General features: G+C 71.1%; 15 protein-coding genes and 1 pseudogene. 4 read left to right on the top strand and 12 right to left on the bottom strand.

Annotated features, from left to right (window positions below; all coding sequences use genetic code 11):
* Nucleotides 1-31: 31 nt before the first annotated feature.
* The 3 genes from ACZ5WG_RS21565 to ACZ5WG_RS21555 form a co-directional block, all read right to left on the bottom strand.
* Nucleotides 32-1,435: an MFS transporter gene (locus tag ACZ5WG_RS21565; protein WP_468725156.1), complete on the bottom strand. Its 1,404-nt coding sequence runs from the start codon at nucleotides 1,433-1,435 to the stop codon at nucleotides 32-34.
* A 120-nt stretch (nucleotides 1,436-1,555) separates the two neighbouring features.
* A complete protein-coding gene (locus tag ACZ5WG_RS21560) occupies nucleotides 1,556-2,140 on the bottom strand; it encodes a TetR/AcrR family transcriptional regulator (protein WP_468725155.1) in 585 nt (194 codons plus the stop codon).
* Between the two features lie 33 nt (nucleotides 2,141-2,173).
* Nucleotides 2,174-3,136, bottom strand: coding sequence for an AraC family transcriptional regulator (locus tag ACZ5WG_RS21555; RefSeq protein WP_468725154.1), 963 nt, complete (start codon nucleotides 3,134-3,136; stop codon nucleotides 2,174-2,176).
* Between the two features lie 81 nt (nucleotides 3,137-3,217).
* Between ACZ5WG_RS21555 and ACZ5WG_RS21550 the strand changes: the two genes are divergently transcribed.
* Nucleotides 3,218-4,051: an NAD(P)H-binding protein gene (locus ACZ5WG_RS21550; protein ID WP_468725152.1), complete on the top strand. Its 834-nt coding sequence runs from the start codon at nucleotides 3,218-3,220 to the stop codon at nucleotides 4,049-4,051.
* A 30-nt stretch (nucleotides 4,052-4,081) separates the two neighbouring features.
* On the opposite strand, the gene ACZ5WG_RS21545 is transcribed toward ACZ5WG_RS21550, so the two are convergent.
* From ACZ5WG_RS21545 to ACZ5WG_RS21510, 8 genes are all read right to left on the bottom strand, one after another.
* Nucleotides 4,082-5,065 carry a hypothetical protein gene (locus ACZ5WG_RS21545; protein ID WP_468725151.1) on the bottom strand — a complete coding sequence of 328 codons (984 nt, stop codon included), beginning with the start codon at nucleotides 5,063-5,065 and terminating at the stop codon, nucleotides 4,082-4,084.
* Between the two features lie 221 nt (nucleotides 5,066-5,286).
* On the bottom strand, nucleotides 5,287-5,715 hold the full coding sequence (locus tag ACZ5WG_RS21540) for a hypothetical protein (RefSeq protein ID WP_468725150.1): 429 nt from the start codon (nucleotides 5,713-5,715) through the stop codon (nucleotides 5,287-5,289).
* 188 nt (nucleotides 5,716-5,903) lie between these two features.
* The gene (locus ACZ5WG_RS21535; protein ID WP_468725149.1) at nucleotides 5,904-7,268 is read right to left on the bottom strand and encodes a carotenoid oxygenase family protein; all 1,365 of its coding nucleotides are present in this window, start codon (nucleotides 7,266-7,268) and stop codon (nucleotides 5,904-5,906) included.
* Between the two features lie 33 nt (nucleotides 7,269-7,301).
* The gene (locus ACZ5WG_RS21530) at nucleotides 7,302-7,631 is read right to left on the bottom strand and encodes an SRPBCC family protein (RefSeq protein ID WP_468725147.1); all 330 of its coding nucleotides are present in this window, start codon (nucleotides 7,629-7,631) and stop codon (nucleotides 7,302-7,304) included.
* Between the two features lie 73 nt (nucleotides 7,632-7,704).
* Nucleotides 7,705-9,198 (bottom strand): MFS transporter, encoded by a 1,494-nt coding sequence (locus ACZ5WG_RS21525; RefSeq protein ID WP_468725146.1) that lies wholly within the window; start codon nucleotides 9,196-9,198, stop codon nucleotides 7,705-7,707.
* A gap of 116 nt (nucleotides 9,199-9,314) precedes the next feature.
* Nucleotides 9,315-11,306, bottom strand: coding sequence for an ATP-binding protein (locus ACZ5WG_RS21520; protein WP_468725145.1), 1,992 nt, complete (start codon nucleotides 11,304-11,306; stop codon nucleotides 9,315-9,317).
* A 26-nt stretch (nucleotides 11,307-11,332) separates the two neighbouring features.
* Complete coding sequence (locus ACZ5WG_RS21515) at nucleotides 11,333-11,659, bottom strand: nuclear transport factor 2 family protein (protein ID WP_468725144.1); 327 nt, start codon at nucleotides 11,657-11,659, stop codon at nucleotides 11,333-11,335.
* Nucleotides 11,660-11,794: 135 nt separating this feature from the next.
* On the bottom strand, nucleotides 11,795-13,015 hold the full coding sequence (locus tag ACZ5WG_RS21510) for a cytochrome P450, cyclodipeptide synthase-associated (RefSeq protein WP_468725142.1): 1,221 nt from the start codon (nucleotides 13,013-13,015) through the stop codon (nucleotides 11,795-11,797).
* 486 nt (nucleotides 13,016-13,501) lie between these two features.
* On the opposite strand from ACZ5WG_RS21510, the gene ACZ5WG_RS21505 reads away from it, so the two are divergent.
* Together ACZ5WG_RS21505 and ACZ5WG_RS21500 are read left to right on the top strand one after the other, a co-directional pair.
* Nucleotides 13,502-13,705: a cold-shock protein gene (locus ACZ5WG_RS21505; RefSeq protein ID WP_030299749.1), complete on the top strand. Its 204-nt coding sequence runs from the start codon at nucleotides 13,502-13,504 to the stop codon at nucleotides 13,703-13,705.
* A gap of 535 nt (nucleotides 13,706-14,240) precedes the next feature.
* Nucleotides 14,241-16,310 carry a phosphocholine-specific phospholipase C gene (locus ACZ5WG_RS21500; RefSeq protein ID WP_468725141.1) on the top strand — a complete coding sequence of 690 codons (2,070 nt, stop codon included), beginning with the start codon at nucleotides 14,241-14,243 and terminating at the stop codon, nucleotides 16,308-16,310.
* A 143-nt stretch (nucleotides 16,311-16,453) separates the two neighbouring features.
* Here ACZ5WG_RS21500 and ACZ5WG_RS21495 read toward each other — a convergent pair.
* A pseudogene (locus ACZ5WG_RS21495) lies at nucleotides 16,454-16,660 on the bottom strand (serine hydrolase); the annotation flags it as partial.
* A 321-nt stretch (nucleotides 16,661-16,981) separates the two neighbouring features.
* Here ACZ5WG_RS21495 and ACZ5WG_RS21490 point away from each other — a divergent pair.
* Nucleotides 16,982-18,103, top strand: coding sequence for a nucleotide disphospho-sugar-binding domain-containing protein (locus ACZ5WG_RS21490; RefSeq protein ID WP_468725140.1), 1,122 nt, complete (start codon nucleotides 16,982-16,984; stop codon nucleotides 18,101-18,103).
* Nucleotides 18,104-18,612: the final 509 nt, after the last annotated feature.

The following is an 18,612-nucleotide window of genomic DNA, read 5'->3' as shown; positions in this document are numbered from 1 at the left end:
AGTGGGGGAGGGCTGTGGGGGAGGGCTGCCGTCACGCCCGGGCGGGGCGGCGGCGTACGGAGTGGAGAAGGGCCACGGCGGCGAACGCGGCGGCCGTCGCGGCGAGCGAGGCGGCGTCGTCGCCGAGGGTGAGCAGGAGGGCGAACAGGACGGTCGGGCCGAACTCCATCGCGGTGTTCAGTACGCCGCCTGCCAGGCCGGCGTCGCGCGCGGGCACCCCCTCGGTGGCCAGTACGGCTGCTCCGGCGAAGGAGGCGGCGCCGCCCGCTGCGAGGAGGACGAGGCCGGGCAGCAGACCGAGTGCGTACGGGGTGCCGGCGTCCAGGCCGGTGAGGGAGAGCAGTCCGAGCCCGGCCGCACCGGTGGCCAGTCCCCCGGCGGTCAGGGCGCGGGCGCCGTGACGGGCTGCCAGGGGCCTGACCGCGCGGCCGCCGGCGATCAGGGTGACGGCGAACGGGACGAAGGCGGCGGAGGTGCGCAGCGGTGACCAGTCACGGTCCTGCTGGAAGTGGAGGGAGAGCAGGACGAAGGTGCTCGCGGTCCCGCAGGCTGTGAGCGCGACGGCCGCGAGGGCTGCCGCCCGGCGCCGGTCGAGGAGGAAGCGGGGCGGCAGGAGCGGGTCGCGGGAGCGGCGCTCGGTGCGGAGGAACGCGGCGAGCAGGGCGGCTCCGGCAGACAGCGGCGCGAGGACCGCCGCCGAGGTCCAGGGGCGGGCGTCGGTGACCACGAGGCCGTAACTGACCAGACTGATCCCGGCGGTGGCGAGCAGAGCTCCCGGCAGGTCCAGGCTCCTGCCCCGGCCCGGCACGGTGCCCGGCAGCAGCCGTGGCGCGAGGAACAGGGCGGCCAGGGCCACCACCGGGGGTACGGCGAGGGCACAACGCCAGGACAGCAGGGCGGAGATGACGCCGCAGGCCAGGTTGCCCGTGGTCGCTCCGAGGACGGAGAGACCGCCCCAGGTGGCCATGGCCCGGCCGTAGGCGGCGGGGGACGGGAACAGGGTGCGCAGGACCGCCATGGCGGCGGGGGCGACGAGGGCCGCTCCGGCGCCCTGCGCGAAGCGGGCGGCCAGCAGGGCCTGGCAGCCGGGGGCGAGGGGGGCCACGAGGGAGGCCGCGGCGAACAGAGCGAGGCCCGCGGTGAGGGCGCGCCGCCCGCCGTACCGGTCGGCGAGGCGTCCACCCAGGAGCAGCAGCCCGGCGAAGGTCAGGCCGTAGGCGGCGCTCAGCAGGATCAGGTCGGCGCGCTGGAGGGCGAAGTCGCGGGCGATGCGGGGGAGCGGGACGGTGGTCGCGGCGAGAGTGTAGATGAGCGTGATCTGGATGCTGCCGAGCAGCGCGAAGGCGGCGCGGCCGCTTGTGGCTCCCGTGGTGGCGGGCGCGGTGGCGGGTGTGGTGGTCGTGGTGGTGCCGGTGGAGGTCGTACTACCCCCCATGTCTTTCCCCCCTTGATATTTGACCGTTCGTTCCATTATTCGGGCGTGCGGAAGGGAGCCGTGCGGCTCCTCCGCGCGTGTCGCGGTCAGTTCGGATCGTTCGGATCGGTTCGGTTCGGTTCAGTCCAGCAGGGACAGTGCCTGCTCGGCCGCGTCCCGTACGCGGGCGGGGTCGGCCGAGGCCTTCCCGACGACCCGCACCCCCTGCAGCAGGACCAGCAGCATCCGCGCCAGAGCGAGCGGCTCGCGCTCCGCAGGCAGTTCGCCCTGCGCCTGTGCCCGGACGAGCGCCGCGTGCAGCAGCGTCTCCAGCCGGTCCCAGCTCGACTCGACCCGGCGGGCCGCCACGGAGTCGTGAGCGCCCAGCTCGGCGGCGGTGTTGGTGACGAAGCAGCCGTTCAGCCGCTCCTCCGGCGAGGCGGCCTCGGCGGCGAAGCGGCGCACCACGGTCCGTACCGCCGGCAGGGCCGGTCCCGGCCCGGACAGGTCGGCGAAGAGCCGCGGGTCGACGGACTGTGCGTACCGGTCCAGTGCCTTGAGGTAGAGCTCATGCTTGCTGCCGAACGTCGCATAGATGCTCGCCCGGCCGATGCCGAGGTGCTCGACGAGGTCCGCCACCGACGTCGCTTCGTATCCGCGCCGCCAGAACAGCTCGAGGGCCGACTGGAGCGCGGCGTCCGGATCGAATTCCTTGGTCCTGGCCACGAGCAAGATCATAGAGGTATCTGGAACGAGCGGTCAATATTTCTCCTTCCGTGAGGGCCCCGATCGCAGGGCTGCGCGGTGCTGGCCGGGGCGGGTTCCGTACACACGCTTGAAGGCAACGCTCAATCCGAACGCGCTTTGGTAGCCGACCTGTCGGGCGATCGATTCCACGGTGGCCTCGGTGCGCACCAGCAGGTCGGCTGCCAGCGCGAGGCGCCAGTCGGTCAGATAGGCCATGGGCGGCTGGCCGACCAGATCGCCGAAGCGGCGGGCGAAGGTGGCTCGCGACACGCCGGCCTCTTCGGCGAGGGCCGTCACGGTCCACGGATGTGCGGGCCGGTCGTGGATGAGCCGCAGTGCCCTGCCCGCAAGGGGGTCGCCGAGCGCTCGGTACCACGCAGGCGGATCGGCCTCAGGGCGGGTGAACCATTCCCGCAGCGTGGACAGCAGCAACAGATCCAGGAGTCTGTCCAGGACGGCTTGCTGTCCCGGGTCGTCCCGGCTGATCTCCGTGGCGGTGAGGTCCAGGATCGGGCCGGGCTCGTCGCGGTGGACCACGAGCGCCCGGGGAAGTGCGCTCAGCAGCCGTTCGGAGACCCGGCCGTCGATCTGGTAGCTGCCGGTGAGCAGTACGGTCGGGCCGTCCGGGCTGTTCCCGCAGGTGCGAAGGCCCAGTATGACGTCGTCGCTGATGTCCTCGCCGTCGGCCGTCGTGCATCGGTCGGGGTGCACCACGTAGAGCGGCGGAGTCCCCGCGCCGGCATCGTCGGTGATGGAGAACGGCTCCGTCCCGGCGACGATCGCGACATCGCCACGGCCGAGCGCGATGGGCGCGGCGTCGCCGGGGATGAGCCAACCCGCGCCGCGCAGCATGGTGATGACGGCGAGCGGTGTGCCGTCGGCGAAGCGGACCGACCAGGGCGGTGCCATGTGGTTCCGGGTGAACAGGGCGCCGTTGGACCTCACTTCGTACAGAAGGCTCGCCAGCGGATCCATGCCGCGAGTCTAGACGCTGAGACATCGATGTGAGCGCATGGACCATTTCATGACTCACCGGCCGCACCGTTGACTGATCACATGATGACGAAACCGATCCTGGTCCTGGGCGGTACCGGCAAGACGGGACGCCGCGTGGTCTCCCGCCTCCGGCAGCGTGGACACGAGGTCCGCGTTGCCTCCCGGAAGGGGCCGACGCGCTTCGACTGGAACGACGAGAACACCTGGGAGCCCGTACTGGAGGGCATCGGCGCGGCCTACTTGGTCGACTCACAGCAGAGCGACGCCGCGACATCGCTGAGTTCCTTCAGCAAGCTCGCCGTGGCCGGCGGTGTCGAGCGACTGGTGCTGCTGTCCGCCCGCGACTGGGTGGTGCCCGAGGGTGAGGAGAAGCTGCCGTGCGAGCGCGCAGTGCGGGAATCCGGCGCGGAGTGGACGCTCCTGAAGCCGAATTGGTTCGCGCAGAACTTCAGCGAGGAGTCGTTCTGGCGAGGGCAGATCATGGACGGCGAGGTCGTCATGTCGACCGGGGACGGCGTCGAGCCGTTCATCGACGTCGAAGACATCGCTGATGTCGCCGTGGCCGCCCTCACCGAGGACGGCCACGGCGGGGAGGCCTACGAGCTGTCCGGACCGCGACTGCTGAGCCTGGGCGCCGTGACCGACGAGATCGCCCGGGCCACCGGCCGGGACATTTCCTACCGTCCCGTTTCCCCGGGCGACTTCGCGGCCTACGCCACCAGGGAGGGCTTGCCGGAAGATTTCATCGCCTTGCTGAACATGCTCTGCGGCTGGATCGGCGAGGGCCGCTTCGCCCAGCTCGCCGACGGCGTTCAGCGGGCTCTCGGCCGCGAACCCCGCGACTTCACCGATTACGTGCGAGCCGCTGCCGCGACCGGGGTGTGGCACGGCTGACCGGGGCTCCGTCAGCCGAGGGAGGGTTGCTCATTGCTTCTCCGTCCGGGGCCGGCCGGGACAGCTGGCCGCGGGAGTGTCGTGGGTGAGTGCGCAGATCATCTGCTCGCCGCGTCCGTTGTCGGGGTAGGTCGCGATGAGTTCTGCCGTGAAGTCCTTCCACTGGCGGGCGATGTCCTGCGTGGCAAGCTCGGTCGCCCGCTGAAAGTTGCCGTTCTTCGAACGTTGGGCGGCTTCGGTGTCTTTGTTGAGAGCGCGGTTGTGCTCGATGCGTCCGGCGCAGTCGGTGGGCTTGGTGCCGGTCGACTCGAAGTCCGGATAGCAGCCGGTGGTGAGGTCCTCGGGAATCAGGCCGGCGGCTTCCTCGGTCCAGTCGGCGTCGTTCATGGAGCTGTAGCGGCGGATGTCGAGGAACGGCGCGATGCCGGTGCGGTTCAGTCCGGGTGGATTGGCCGTACCGATCGCGCCGGCGCCGGCCTTGTCGGACCAGTTGCTGTGCGAGTAGAAGTCCTCGATCGGGTGCCAGCCGCGGCCGAGCTGTTCCAGGACGTTGCACTTGGCGCGTCCCGCCCTCTCGTTCCACGTACAGGGGGAGCCCAGGTCGCTCTGCCGCGCGATGACCCTGCCCTGGGAGTCGACCAGCCCGTCGGCGTAGCGGACGGCAGCCCGCATGCGGGCGACGGAGCCACGGATGCAGGCGAGCAGTTCGGTGTTCGCCTCGTCGCGGGTACGGGGGTACGCGGACCCGAATCGCGGGGCGAGGTAGTCGGCGTTGTCGCAGTGCAGGATGCCGAGCTTGAAGTAGTCGCCCTGGTCGTCGGCCACGATCGCCCCGTCGCGGGAGTCGGCCATTGCCGTCAACGATCCGGGTTCCCACTTCAGGGCGGCGCGAGTGATCTTCTCGTGGTTGCCGCCGGTGAAAGCCTGCGCCGGACCGGGCGGCAGCAGGATCAGACATGCTCCGCAGACGAGCGCAGTAGCGGGCAGTCGCCGGGCGTATACGGAGGCATGCACCACGCGACCTCCAGGAATGTTGCAATGTTGCACAAATAGTACCAATGGTTGCCGGAGCGGGGCCGCCGCCGGGGAGCGAAGTGGAGCGCGTTGGCCACGCACACGGTGTCGCTGCACCCCTGCAGATGACCGTGCCGTGACAGGCGGCTCGGCGGTGAACCCGTGACCCGTGCAGCGAGGCGTCGTCGACGCCTCGCGCACGGGCCCGGGCGTGGCTCCCGTCAGGTGTCCAGGCTGACCACCCAGTAGGCGTACTCCTCCGCGGTGACACCGCAGATGTGGTCGCCGCACGAGGAGCGGGCGATGAATTCGATCCGTCCCTGGTCATCGACGAGACGGGATACGTCGGCCGAGCCGGTCAGGCGCACACGCACCCAGCCGACCGCGGAGCCGCCGGTCACGACCGCCGTGAGGAGGAACGTCCCGTCTTCGCCGACGACGCCGGCTTGACGGGCATGGTCGAGCCACAGCCGGTGGACCCCTCCGAGCTCCCCCTTCAAGGAAAGGGACGCGCTGGGCTCCACGCCGAATCCCGCCATCGCGCGCCAGGCGGCGTCGACCGACGGACCGGGTTCGTTGCCCTGGACGGCGCCCACCTCGAGGCCGCTGCTCCGAATGAGCTCGATGAGGTTGTCCTCGCTGGTGGGCACTCAGTCTCCTCGTAAAGGAAGTGGTGGTCGCCGCCGGGCTTGTCGATGGCTCGGTAGCGCTCCATTGTCCCGTCGCCCATGACGATCCATTCGGTATCAGGAGTGGTCCCCTCGGGCGGGCACGGGGCCGAGGCCGAGGGGGTCGACCGACAGGTCGCGCGAGAGCCGGGGTGCGTCCTCGCCGCGGGTCAGTCCGTGGTGTCCTCCAGGGCGCTGTCGGGGATCCAGGATCCGTGGAGTCCGGCGCTCACCCGGTGGGGCAGGTGGACGGTCGCGATGCGGTCGAGGCCGGAGGCGTCGAGGACCAGCAACTGCGAGGCGTCCTGCTTGAGGTCGGACACGACGGTCAGCAGATAGCCGTCGTCCTCGCACGTGGCACGGGCGGCGGGGACGAAAACGGCTTCGCTGGGCATGCGGGCGTCCCCCACCTGGTGGATGCGGCGGGCGCCGGTGGTGCGGTCGTACTTGACGACACCGTAGCCGCCGAAGCCCTTCTCGTCGGGGAAGGAGATGGCGTACTGATAGCGGTTCTCGGCGCCCAGGTACCCCTCGTTGAGGGTCGGGAACTCCACGGGCAGGTCGTCGATGATCTGCTCGTCGACAGTACCGGCGGCCATGTCGAGTACCCAGCGCCGCGTGTAGGAGCGGGAGACGGGCTCGCTGCCGCGCCCGGGCGCTCCGACCCACCAGTTCCAGGACAGCCGGAAACCCTCGCGGTCCACGGTGGGGCCTTCCAGGACGATGCGGCCTTGGCCGTCCTCGTACGCGTTGGAGACGTGGAGCATGTTGCCCGGTTCGATGGAGAACCAGCGGATGTGCCGGGCGCCGTCGTCTCCCTGCGGCATGACACCGATGCGGGCGGGCTGCCGGTCATTCCAGCCGTAGGGGATACCGGAGGGTTCGGCGTGGTCGAAGGTGACGTTGCCCTCGACGAACACGACGTGGCGGCGGGTGACGGCGAAGTCATGCTTGAGCGCCGCGGTCGCTCCCGGGATCTCGGCGCTGTGGATGATCTCGCCCTTGGCATTGGAGACGTAGTACGTCAGGAACGGCGGGAACGGCGAGGACCCGAAGAAGTGGAGCTCCCCGGTCACCGGGTCTTCCTTGGGGTGCGCGGTCATCGCGCCGCGCAGCTTGCCGCCGAAGTCGCAGGCGCCGACCGTCTCCAGCTCCGGGGTGAGTTCGAAGGGCAGGTTCGCCTCGCACAACGCCAGGAGCCGTCCGGCGTGTTCGATGATGTGGGTGCCGGCGGCGCTGGCGGTCAGGTCGGGTCCGTGCTCGGTCATGTAGGGAGCGCCGTCGAGGGCGGGGGTGTGGACCCAGCGGTTGCGGTACCACTCGGCGCGGCCGTCACGCAGCCGGATGCCGTGGACCATGCCGCTGCCCTTGAACCAGTGCGTGGGTGTGATGCCGGGCTTGGGGTTGTGCCCGTTGCGGATCAGCCGGCCGTCGAGCTCGGGGGGCAGGGTGCCCTCGACGGTGAGGCCGGTGGCGGTGACCTCCTCGGCGACGGGGGTGAAGTGGCCGGTCAGGTACGGCTTCGCAGTCGTCATGGCAGGAATCTCTCTCGTAGAGGTGATGCTTGGTCAGGAAGCGTGCTCGGCACGGGCCTTGAGGTCGGAGGGCCTGGTGTCGAGGGAGTCGTGGAGGGCTTTGCCGAGGTCGTCGGCCGCAGCCTCGACCGGGGCGCCGCTCCAGGACTCCTCGGTGCGGACGGTGGTGCGCTCGCCGTGGGTCCGCCAGCTGAAGGAGTTGCCGGGCAGCAGCGGGCCGTCGGCTTCTGCCCGGTCGATGTGCGTGTTCCAGCTGGGCCGGGCCGCGATGTCGGTGTGCAGCTCCCACACGGTCGTGAGCGGGGCTTCGATCACGGTGCTCAGGCGGACGATGACGGGAGCGGTCTCGTCGATGGTGATCACGTCTGTGTTTCCTTCCTGGACGGGCATGTGCCGGTGCTGCGGCTGATCCATCGGTTCGCCCGACTCGGCCGACTCAGGGGATTCGCGAGGGTTGTGGACGGGAGGGTTGCGGATCGGAGGCCGGGCGGGCGGTGGCTTTGGTCCGAGGGCCGGTGCGGCGGGCGAGGAACAGCGCGAGGAGCGCGGTGGCGGCCAGGACTGCGGCCGAGACGGCGAAGGCGGTGCGGTAGCCCGCGGTGAGCGCCTCCAGGTGCGGCTGGTGGACTGCGGCGTGCCCGGTGACGGAGCCGGCCAGGGTCGCCAGGGCCGCGAGGCCGATCGCGCCGCCGACCTGGCGGGTGGTGTTCACCAGGCCGCCGGCCAGCCCCGCGTCCTGCGGCGGGACGCCGTCCACGGCGAGTGCGGTGAGCTGGACGAAGGCGATGCTCAGGCCGATGCCGACCAGGATGCTCGGACCGAGGACGTCCACGAGGTAGCTGCCGTGGGCGCTGATCCGGGACAGCCACAGCAGGCCCGCCGCCTCGGTGAACAGGGCCGCCGTCACCGTCGCGGTGGCGCCGATGCGCCGCGAGATGCGGGGCGCCACGGCCGCGCCGAGCATATTGGCTCCGGCGAGCGGGAGTTGGCCCACCCCGGTGGTCAGGGGATCCGCCCCGAGGACCTGTTGCTGGTAGAGCGGCAGGAAGAAGAACAGCGCGATCCACACGGACCCCAGCAGGGCCATCAGCAGGTTTCCCGCGGCGACCCGGCCGGTGGCGAACAGGCGCGGCGGTATGAGCGCGTTCGGCCGGCGAAGCTCGATCACGGCGAAGGCTGCGAGCAGTGTGGCGGCCGCGCCGAGCGAGCCCAGCACCCGGGCGTCCGTCCAGCCGGAACCGCGTGCGGTGGTCAGTCCCCAGACCAGGCAGGTCAGGGCGAGGCTGATGACGGCGGTGCCCAGCAGGTCGAACCGCCCGTCCTTCCGTCCGGGCACCCGTGGCACCAGCGCCGCCACGGCGACCAGGACCAGAGCTGCCCCGAGAGCCACGGAGTGGAAGATCCACGGCCAGCCCCACGCCTGGGTGAGGACACCACCCAGCAGGACGCCGCCCGCCCCTCCCGCACCGGAGACCGCGCCCCACACCCCCAGCACTCTGCCCCGCCCGGGTCCGGGCGGGAACAAGTCCATGGCCAGGGCGAGCGCGGCCGGGGCGATGGCCGCGGCACCGAGGCCCTGAACAGCACGAGCCACGATCAGCACGCTCGCGGATGCGGCCAGTCCCGCCGCCAGTGACGCCGCCGCGAACAGCGCCAGGCCGAAGACGAGCACCCTACGGCGGCCGAGGAGATCGGCCGCCCGGCCGCCCGCGAGGAGCAGCGCCCCGAACGCCAGGCCGTAGGCGTTGACCACCCACGTGGTCCCGCCGTCCGAGAGGCCCACCCCGGCGCGGATCTGCGGGAGCGCCACATTCACGATGGAAGTGGCGAGCATGACGGTGAACTGAGCCGCCGCCAGCGCCGCGAGCGTGGTTCCCGGCCGGGGAGCTCGAGCTGCTGCCCGGTCCGTCTGCGTGTGTGCAACGTTCATGCCGCACAGGCTCGTGTCAGGCGGTGTCCACTATCCAGGCCCGGCAGGGACGGGCCCTGTCCACTCCTGTCCGCACCTGTCCACCCGGTTCTGCCGCGGCCACGCCGCTGCCGTTGCTACCGGGAGCCGTGCAGCTCCTGCTGCCACAACGCCTCGCAGAGCAGGTCCAGGCCCTGACGCAGGTGGCGACGGTAGGTGCCGTACGGAAGGCCGAGGCGGCGAGCCGCGGCTTCCTGGGTGGGCGCACCGGAGAAGTAGCCCGCCGTCAGGGCCTCGCGGGCGCGCACACCGCGCGGGTCACGGGCGAGGTCGTCGACGGCCTGGCGCAGCAGGGCGCGCAGCTCCGCGACAGGATCACCGAAGTCAGCCGCGAGACGGGTGCGCAGCAGGGCACAGGCGGCGAAGGCGCCCGCATCGCGCCAGTGGGCCAACGCTTCACGCACGGACTGGTCGAACGCGGTACGCGAGAAGGGCGACGGTCCGGACGGCACAGGCGGCTCGGGGGCCGATATGAAGCGTTGAAGCCATGCCTCCACGGGTATCTGACGCCAGTCGACGCCGAACAGCCCGTAGGTGTGCTCACCGACCCGCGGGCGCGCCCCGGTGTCGCTGAGGGTGCCCTTGACCCGCTCGGCCCAGGTCTCGGCGTCCCGGAAGACGGCGAAGCCGTAGGCGCGGCCGCGGGCGCGGGCCGCCTCCGCCTGGGCCCGGGAACTGCTCAAGTCGATGACGCGCGAGGGAACCTGGTACCGCTCGGGGTAGATCGAGAAGCGGCTGACGCCGATGTGTTCGCCGGGGCTCACCGGCGCGACGGCATCGGTGTACTGCCACGCTGCGGCGACGACAGGATCGGTGGCCAGGTCCCGGGGATCGGGAGGGGCCGGCAGGGCCAGTCGGGCCGTGAACGCCACGATCCGGCCCGTGTCCACCAGCCGGTAGACGCTGAAAGCCTGCGGCTGGCGCTGCGCCCAGTAGCGGACCAGTTCCGCGGAGGCGGTGCCTTCGGTCTCCTCGGCCATGCGCAGCACGGCATCGATGTCATCCGGGTGCAGAGGACGGTCGTGCACCTCGTCCTCGCGGGACCAGGAGCGCAGCCGGGCCAGGGTCTCGCCCTCCCGGAAGAGGTAGAAGAGCTCGTCGGTGACGGTCCACACCCGCTCCTCGGGCGCCTCGCGCAGTATGCGCAGGTACTCGTCCGCCAGGCGCTGGCGCATCGCCTCGAAGGCATTGGGCGCTCGCCAGCGCAGGTCGGCGGCCAGCGTCTCGCGGGCCGCGTCGTGCGGGTGGAGCCCCCGGTGTGTGGACTCCATGAAGGGGAGGTCCCGCAGCCAGGAGAAGAGCAGATGGGCGTCCTCCCCGGGCAGCACCGCGGCGAGCAGTTCCTCGGACGTCGAGTGGGCCTGCGCCGCCACCTCCAAGGCGCGGCGGTGGACCGCCGTGGGCACCTCCCCGATCAGACCTGCCAGCAGAGTGCGCAGGACGTCCGCAGTGGGCGCCCAGATCTCCTCCCTGCCGCAGCCCGCCGATCCTGTCGCGGCCGCGAGGGACAGGGCCAACGGGTTGCCTCCGGCGAAGCGGAGCACCCGGTCCCGTAGTTCGGGCCGGATCTGCGCCGCCACCAGCAGGCTCCGGGCCTGCTCCTCGGAGAACGGCTCCAGTTCGGTCACGTGCAGGAGCCGGGACCAGGCGGGGTCGGCGGTCCACTGCGGCTGCGGAGCGCGCCGGCCGGCCAGGACGACCAGGGTGTCGTCCGCTGCGCGGGGCAGGAAGTGGTGCCACAGCCAGCTCTCCAGCCACTGGCAGTGCTCGAAGGAATCCACGAACAGGACCGTGCCCGGAACATCCAGGAAAGGACCGGCGGCGTGCTCGAAGTCGGCCGGGTCCCGGCTGACGAACCGGCCGTCGAGTTCGACGAGCAGCCGGCCGGCCGCACGAGCGTGGTCCGCCAGTCGCCGCAGCAGCGTCGACTTTCCGATGCCGCCCGGCCCGCACACGTAGAACGCGAACGGCGCCTGCGGATCGCCGGCCAAGGCCTCCCCGAAGAGCCCGAGTTCCTCGTCCCTGCCGATGAAGGCCCGTACGCGCGCTCTGCTCAGTCTTTCCCCCACGGACCCCATGGCGGCTCCCGTCCTCGTCACTTGACGGAACCGAGGTTACTGTCGTCGGCCTGACCGGCGATCAGAAGCGTTGTTTCCACGACGCGTTGGAAGCGGCCGTCGGGGGCCAGTTCGGCGAAGAGGTAGACCTCGGTGCGGGACGTGTGGCCGTCGTGGTGGCTGAGGGTGACGGTGTGGCGGTCGGCGTAGCGCAGTCCGTCGCGGAGTTCATCGTGGACCTCGATGTGTCCGCTGCGGATCAGGGAGCGCAGGCGCGTGATGTGCTGGGCGAAGGAAGTCCGGTCACTCCACCGGCCGCTGAACAGCAAGTCGTTGATGGCTCGGGTGATGTCGGTCGGTGTCATGGTCGTCTTCGCCTGAGGGGAGTGGGGGTATGAAAGTCCTGGTTCCTGGTTCCTGGTTCCTGGCTCCGGGAGCCGCGGAGGACAGTACCCGGCGGGGGCCGGGGGAGAGGCGGCGGTAGGTCGCGGCCGTCCGCCTCAGTGGACCGGGGTGAAGTCCAGCGACAGCGAGACGGGGCCTCTGGTGTACAGGCCGGTCTCCCGGTAGCGGAAGCCGGGGCTGTAGCGGACCTCGTCGAGCACGGGCAGGAGCATCGCGGCGACGGTCTCGATCTCGGCGCGCGCGAACGCCGCGCCGACGCACTGGTGGAGTCCGGTACCGAACGCCAGGTGCTGGGCGGCCGCGGTGAAGGAGCGGGCGGTGCCCAGGTCCGGGCGGTGGATGTCGAAGGCGTCCGGGGCGGCGAAGGCTTCGGGGTCGCGGTTGGCCGCGCCGATCATGCAGAAGACGGTGGCACCTGCAGGGACGGTGGTGCCGGCGAACACGGAGTTCTCCTCCGCCTGGCGTGGAATGAGCTGGACCGGCGGGGTGTAGCGCAGGGTCTCGGCGATCGCGGCGGCCAGCAGGTCCGGGTCCCGACGGACCTGCGCCATCTGCTCGGGGTGGTCGATCAGGTGCTTGAAGAGCAGGGCGAGGGTCTTGTCCGCGGGCTCGGTGGAGGCAGCCAGAACGTTGATGATCAGTGCGGTTACGTCACGATCGCTCATGGCGATTCCGTCGAATTCGGCGGTGCACAGCTTGGATATCAGGTCGTCGCCGGGTCGGCGGCGCCGCTTTTCGATGACGGGGAGGAGATAGGCCTCCAGCTGCTCGGCGCAACCGACGCAGTGCCGGCGGCGCTCGGGGGTGAGGGTCATGCTGGTGATGAACTCGGCGACCCCGCTGTGCCAGGCGGCCACTTGCCGCCAGTCCTGTCTGTCGAGACCGAGGACGTCGAGCGTCACGTGGACGGCGAGGGGTTTGCCGAAGTCGTTGACCAGGTCCATCCGGCCCTGAGCAAGGAAAGGGGCCATGAGTTCGGCGGCGTTGGCGTGGATGGCGCGTATCTGGTTCTGGAGGGCCTGGCCGGTGAAGCCCCGTACGACGATCTTTCGCTTCGCGGTGTGCTCGGCCCCGGTCATCTGGGCGAGGACCGGCCCGCGCATGACCGGCTCGGCGCGCACCTGCAGTGTCTTGGTGGTGAATGCTTCATGGTCGGTCAGCACCCGCTTCACGTCCTCGTAGCGGGAGAGGAAGTAGCTGTCGATCACCGGCTCGTAGTGCACCGGAGCCTGCTCCCTCAGCTGTGCGAAGTAGCGGTAGGGGGAAGCGGCGAAGTCCTCGGCCAGGACGCTGAAACGGGGGTTGACCACGGGCATTGCGAAGACCTCTCAAAGTGCACGGTTTCTGATCTCGGCCGGAGGGACGCCGGTCAGGACCCCACCCCCAACCCTTGCGTTCTCTCGTCCTGCAGGCAGGCAGGCAGGCAGGCAGGCAGCCCGCCCGGCCTGCAGGACGAGAGAACGACGGCACCGGTTCCGCTCGCAGGGAGGGCGTGTCCCTGCGAGCAAGCGCCGCCGGCTCGAGGCACGGTCGAGTGAGCCTGGAGGTGGTGACGGCGTGCTGGACGGCGGTTCGCCCGATCTGTCCGCGGGAGGCAGCGGTCGGGGCCCTGTTCCCGGCAAAAGGTGATCGTCGCTCTCTGGTGACGGGACGCTCCTGCGTGTAGCGTCAGCGGCAGCTGTCGTGGTTCGCAGTCCCTGCCCGCGCCCTGGCGTGGGCGTTTTGCTGTGCAGTGCCGGACCAGGGCGATCACCTCCGGGGCCGCGCGGTGCGGGCCCGACATCGACTGAGAGGGCAAAACCATGGCCAGCGGAACCGTGAAGTGGTTCAACTCCGAAAAGGGATTCGGCTTCATCGCGCAGGACGGCGGCGGGCCCGACGTCTTCGCTCACTACTCCAACATCAACTCCAGCGGCTACCGCGAGCTCCAGGAGGGCCAGGCCGTGACCTTCGACATCACGCAGGGCCAGAAGGGCCCGCAGGCGGAGAACATCACCGCTGCCTGATCCGCGCAGCCCGGATCCACCCGCCCCCGGAGCATGAGCTCCGGGGGCGGGCCGGCTCCGGGACCGGATCCCTGCCGACGGGAGGGATTCCCTCAATTCTTCCTGGGCTCTGTACCTCCAGCGCTCCGTGCCGGTGGCCGCGTCGCCTCGGCGGCGGCTGCAGCGACGCCGGCGACCGGCGAACGGGTCAGGGGGCGCCCACCACGTTCCCGCGGCTCGGCCCACTCCGAGACCGCGAGGGCCTCGACCTCCTTCGTCTCCCGCGCCCCGAGCCGTTCACCTCGGCGCACATGCCTCGCGCCGCACGACCGACGGCGCCCGCCCCGGCCGTAGACCCTGACGGGTCCGGCGAGGTACCACCCGGCGAGCCGCCACGCCTGTCCGCGACGGGGATTGGCCGAACTCCTACGGAATCCGACTGCCGTTCGCCTGGTGTATTCGCCGCCGTCACGCCAGGCTCCCTCTCCGGTACCCCGTGCACGATGTCCTGGGGGCGCTCAAGCACTTCTCCACCGAAGCAGAGGTCCCTCTCGCCATGGCAGAACTCAACCGCCGCCGCTTCCTCCAGCTCACCGGCGGCGCCGCCGCCCTGACCATGCTCAACGAGAGCATCGCGCGCGCCGCCGCCATCCCCGCGCAGGGGACGACCGGAACCATCGCCGACGTCGAGCACATCGTGGTCCTGATGCAGGAGAATCGTTCCTTCGACCACTACTTCGGTGCGCTGCGCGGCGTCCGTGGCTTCGGCGACCCGCGCCCGGTGACCCTGCCCAGCGGTAAGTCCGTCTGGCACCAGACCGACAATGCGGGCAAGGAGACGCTGCCGTTCCGGCCGCCGTCCGACGACCTCGGCATGGAGTACCTCCAGGGCCTCAACCACGACTGGGCGGGCGGCCAGAGCGCCTTCAACAAGGGCAAGTACGACAACTGGGTGCCCGCCAAGACGCCGGCCACCATGGCCCACCTGACGCGCGACGACATCCCGTTCCACTACGCCCTCGCCGACGCGTTCACCATCTGCGACGCCTACCACTGCTCGTTCATCGGCTCGACCGACCCCAACCGCTACTACCTCTGGTCGGGCCACACCGGCAACGACGGCAAGGGCGGCGGCCCGGTCCTCAACAATGCCGAGGCCGGCTACGGCTGGACCACGTACCCCGAGCGCCTGGAGGCGGCGGGCGTCTCCTGGAAGGTCTACCAGGACATCGGCAACGGCCTCGACGCCGCCGGTTCCTGGGGCTGGATCAACGACGCCTTCCGCGGCAACTACGGCGACAACTCGTTGCTCTACTTCAACAACTACCGGGGCGCCCAGCCCGGCAACCCGCTGTACGACAAGGCCCGCACCGGCACCGACGCCAGGACCGGCGAGGGCTACTTCGACAAGCTGCGCGCCGACGTCACCGCCGGCACCCTGCCCCAGGTCTCCTGGATCGCCGCCCCCGAGGCCTTCAGCGAGCACTCCAACTGGCCGGCCAACTTCGGCGCCTGGTACATCGCGCAGGTTCTGGACGCGCTGACCTCCAACCCCGACGTGTGGGCCCGTACCGCGCTGTTCATCACCTACGACGAGAACGACGGCTTCTTCGACCACGTCGTCCCGCCCTACGCCCCCGCGGACGCCAACCAGGGCCTGTCGACCGTGCCGACCGCGCTCGACGTCTTCCCCGGCAAGGCCGGCTACGTCGCCGGCCCGTACGGTCTGGGCCCGCGCGTTCCGATGCTCGCGGTCTCTCCGTGGAGCACCGGCGGCTACTCCTGCTCCGAGACCTTCGACCACACCTCCGTCATCCGCTTCATGGAGAAGCGCTTCGGTGTGCAGGAGCCCAACATCTCGCCCTGGCGCCGCGCCGTCTGCGGTGACCTGACCTCCGCCTTCGACTTCGCCCGCACGGACACCGGTACGGTCCGGCTGCCCGACACCGGCTCCTGGGAGCCGCAGGACCGCGAGCGCCACCCCGACTTCCGGGCCACCCCGCCGGCCGTGGCGACCATGCCGCGCCAGGAGAAGGGGCTGTGCCCCACCCGTCCGCTCAAGTACGCCCCGTACGTTGACGGCGCCGCACTCACCGACGAGGGCAAGTTCCGGCTGACGTTCAGCGGCGGCCCGGACCTGGGCGCGCAGTTCTACGTCACCTCCGGCAACCGGACCGACGCCCCCTGGACGTACACCACCGAGGCCGGCAAGTCGATCGCGGACGCCTGGAACACCCGCTACTCGGCCGGTGTCACCGACCTGACCGTCCACGGCCCCAACGGCTTCCTGCGCGGCTTCCGCAACCCCAGCACCACCCCCGGCCCCGAGGTCACCGCCCGCCACAACGCCACCACGGGGAACCTGGACCTCACCCTCACCAACGCCGGGGCGTCGACCGCGACGCTCACGGTCACCAACGCCTACGGCGGCGGGCCGAAGCGGCTCACGGTCGCCAAGGGCGCCACCGTCACGTACAGCGTTCCTCTGAAGAACACGCGACGCTGGTACGACGTGACGGTCACCGCATCCGAATCCCCGGACTTCCGCCGCCGCTTCGCCGGCAAGGTCGAAACCGGCGCAGCCGGCCTCTCCGACCCGGCAATCCTGACGGACCAGTCCTCCTGACCCGAGTCCCGCATGCCGAGCGCGGCCCTGTCCGGGCCCGCTCGGCGTGGGGAGGGAACAGCGGATCAACTCTTGCCGGTGCCGCACGGCGCCTGCGGCTACAGCGTCGACAGGGCGTCGTCGATGGGGCGGGGCTGTGCCGCCGGGCTCGCCCGCGGGAGGCGCCGCGCGTCCCGGCTCGGCGCGTCGAGCCGGATCCGGCCCTGCTCGACCTGCTGCATGACCGCGGCGGCGGTGAAGGTCCTGGTGATGCTGCCGACGCGCTGCCGCATGTCCGCGCTGACGGGACGCCCCGTCGTGGTGTCGGCGACCCCGGAGGCACCGCGCCAGGTCCAGTCGGCGGTGCGCACCTCGCCCTACACCCCCGGTACGCCGGCGCGGTGGACACCGTCCGTGGTGGGTGGCCCGTACCGCCCTGCGCTCCGCCACGCCACGCGAACCCCGTCGTCCACTACGCAGGCCCTGGGCGCGCTGGCGCTCCTGCCGTCACTCAGATGTGGCGATCGTCGGTGTCCCGGGGGCGCGTCGTGCCCGGTCGGCGCGTTTCAGAATGTCTGATTTTCGATCTCCGGCGGGGAACACAGCGCGCGTTCCCGTCAGTTCACCAAAGCGAACCGGGGCGAGCCCGCACGACTCGTCCTGGACCGGTAGACCACTGGCAAGGAGAAACCGTGCGCATACTCTTCACCGGACCGGCCGCGGCCGGCCACCTCTTCCCGATGATCCCGACGGCGCAGGCCCTGCGCGCCGCCGGCCACGAGGTGCTGTTCGCGAGCTCGCAGCCACTGAACCGGCTCCGCGAGGCAGGTTTTCCGATCGTCGAGATCGGCGACGGCCGCACCATCCGGGACGTGTTCGAGCAGTCCACCGGCGAGGAGGTGCGCTACGTCGCCCCCGACATGACCCCGGACCAGATTCTCGACAGGGCGGCCCACGGCTTCGCGCTCGTTTCCCGCCCCACCGTGGACGGCCTGCTGGACGCCGCCGACAACTGGGGCGCGGACTTGCTGGTCTACGACTCCTTTCAGGCCTCCGCCCCGCTGGTCGCGGCCAAGCTCAAGATCCCGTCGGTGATCCAGAACTTCGGCGTCACCTCAGGCCTCGACATGGTCGGCCGGCTCGCCGCCAACTTCACCGAGGCGTACGAGACGTACAAGGTGGCCGGCCCGGCCGAGCCCACCGCGCTGAACATCGTCCCCGCCTCGCTCGGCGGCGACCCGGGCGGCCTGCGGATGCGCTACCTCCCCTACAACGGTGGCGGGACCGTCCCCGCCGAGCTGCTCCGCCGCGGCACCCGCCCGCGCGTCGCCGTCACCCTGGGCACCGTGCTCACCGAGATGGACGGCGTCCGCGCCATCGTCCGCCTGATCGAGGCCGCCGCTTCGGTGGACGCCGAGTTCCTGCTCGCCGTCGGTGACGCCGACCTCACCCCGCTCGGTACCCTCCCGGACAACGTCCGCCCACTGCCCTGGGTCCCGCTTGCCGAGCTGCTGACCGCCTCCGATGCGCAGATCCACCACGGCGGCTCCGGCACCCTGCTCACCGCCTTGCAGGCCGGCCTGCCTCAGCTCCTGCTTCCGCAGGGCGCCGACCACTTCACCAACGCCGACGCCCTCACCGCGACCGGCGCCGCTCTGCGTTCCGCCTCCGACGACGTCGACGCCCCGCTCCTCACCCGCCTGATCACCGACCCGGCCCTGCGCGAGGCCGCCGTCCGCCTTCAGGCGGAGAACGCCGCCCTGCCGACCCCGGCCGAAACGGTCCCCGCCCTGGAGGCCCTGGCCGCCTCGTAGGGCAGGCACAACTGCCGGTGGCAGGGCGGCCCGTCGCCCTGCCACCGGCGCCGCGCAAGGTGTCCGTCGAACCTGGCCGCGGCCTACGGCTCCTGCGAGTTCGTCACCGTGCACCGGCCGATCCGGGCCCGCCAGTTGTCGGCCACGGCACGTCCGGTCCGCAGCATCGGCGCTTTCCCGCCGGTCGACGCGCACGAGCGGATGCGGCTCGCCCGCATCGACGACTGATCGATCCACCTTCACCGGATCACCGCCACGCACAGGAGCTGACTGCGCCCGCACGTCCGCAGGACGGCCGTCGCCTCGCCCCCGCTCCTGCGTCAAGCAGGCCGACTGCCTGTCGACGGGCTGGACGTATGGCCCCGGCCTAGGGGGGAGTGTCGTCAAAGTAGCGTCGGCCGCCCGGAAGGGCGGGGCTGGCGGGGGCTGGTGCGTGCGATCGCAAGGCGGAGGAGGGAAGCGACGCGGTGGGGGCACCTGCCAGCGGTAGCTGGGGGAGGGACTTCGAC

It is taken from the genome of Streptomyces sp. NPDC032745 (assembly GCF_055579465.1).
Note: the sequence above shows the minus strand (reverse complement) of the source record. Positions and strands in the feature narration are given on the sequence as shown.

Bases quoted from the DNA above. Each gene is read 5' to 3' on its own strand.
- ACZ5WG_RS21555 (WP_468725154.1), bottom strand. From the start codon at position 3,136: ATGGATCCGCTGGCGAGCCTTCTGTACGAAGTGAGGTCCAACGGCGCC.
- ACZ5WG_RS21550 (WP_468725152.1), top strand. From the start codon at position 3,218: ATGATGACGAAACCGATCCTGGTCCTGGGCGGTACCGGCAAGACGGGA.
- ACZ5WG_RS21535 (WP_468725149.1), bottom strand. From the start codon at position 7,268: ATGACGACTGCGAAGCCGTACCTGACCGGCCACTTCACCCCCGTCGCC.
- ACZ5WG_RS21510 (WP_468725142.1), bottom strand. From the start codon at position 13,015: ATGCCCGTGGTCAACCCCCGTTTCAGCGTCCTGGCCGAGGACTTCGCC.
- ACZ5WG_RS21500 (WP_468725141.1), top strand. From the start codon at position 14,241: ATGGCAGAACTCAACCGCCGCCGCTTCCTCCAGCTCACCGGCGGCGCC.
- ACZ5WG_RS21565 (WP_468725156.1), bottom strand. From the start codon at position 1,435: ATGGGGGGTAGTACGACCTCCACCGGCACCACCACGACCACCACACCC.
- ACZ5WG_RS21505 (WP_030299749.1), top strand. From the start codon at position 13,502: ATGGCCAGCGGAACCGTGAAGTGGTTCAACTCCGAAAAGGGATTCGGC.
- ACZ5WG_RS21525 (WP_468725146.1), bottom strand. From the start codon at position 9,198: ATGAACGTTGCACACACGCAGACGGACCGGGCAGCAGCTCGAGCTCCC.
- ACZ5WG_RS21515 (WP_468725144.1), bottom strand. From the start codon at position 11,659: ATGACACCGACCGACATCACCCGAGCCATCAACGACTTGCTGTTCAGC.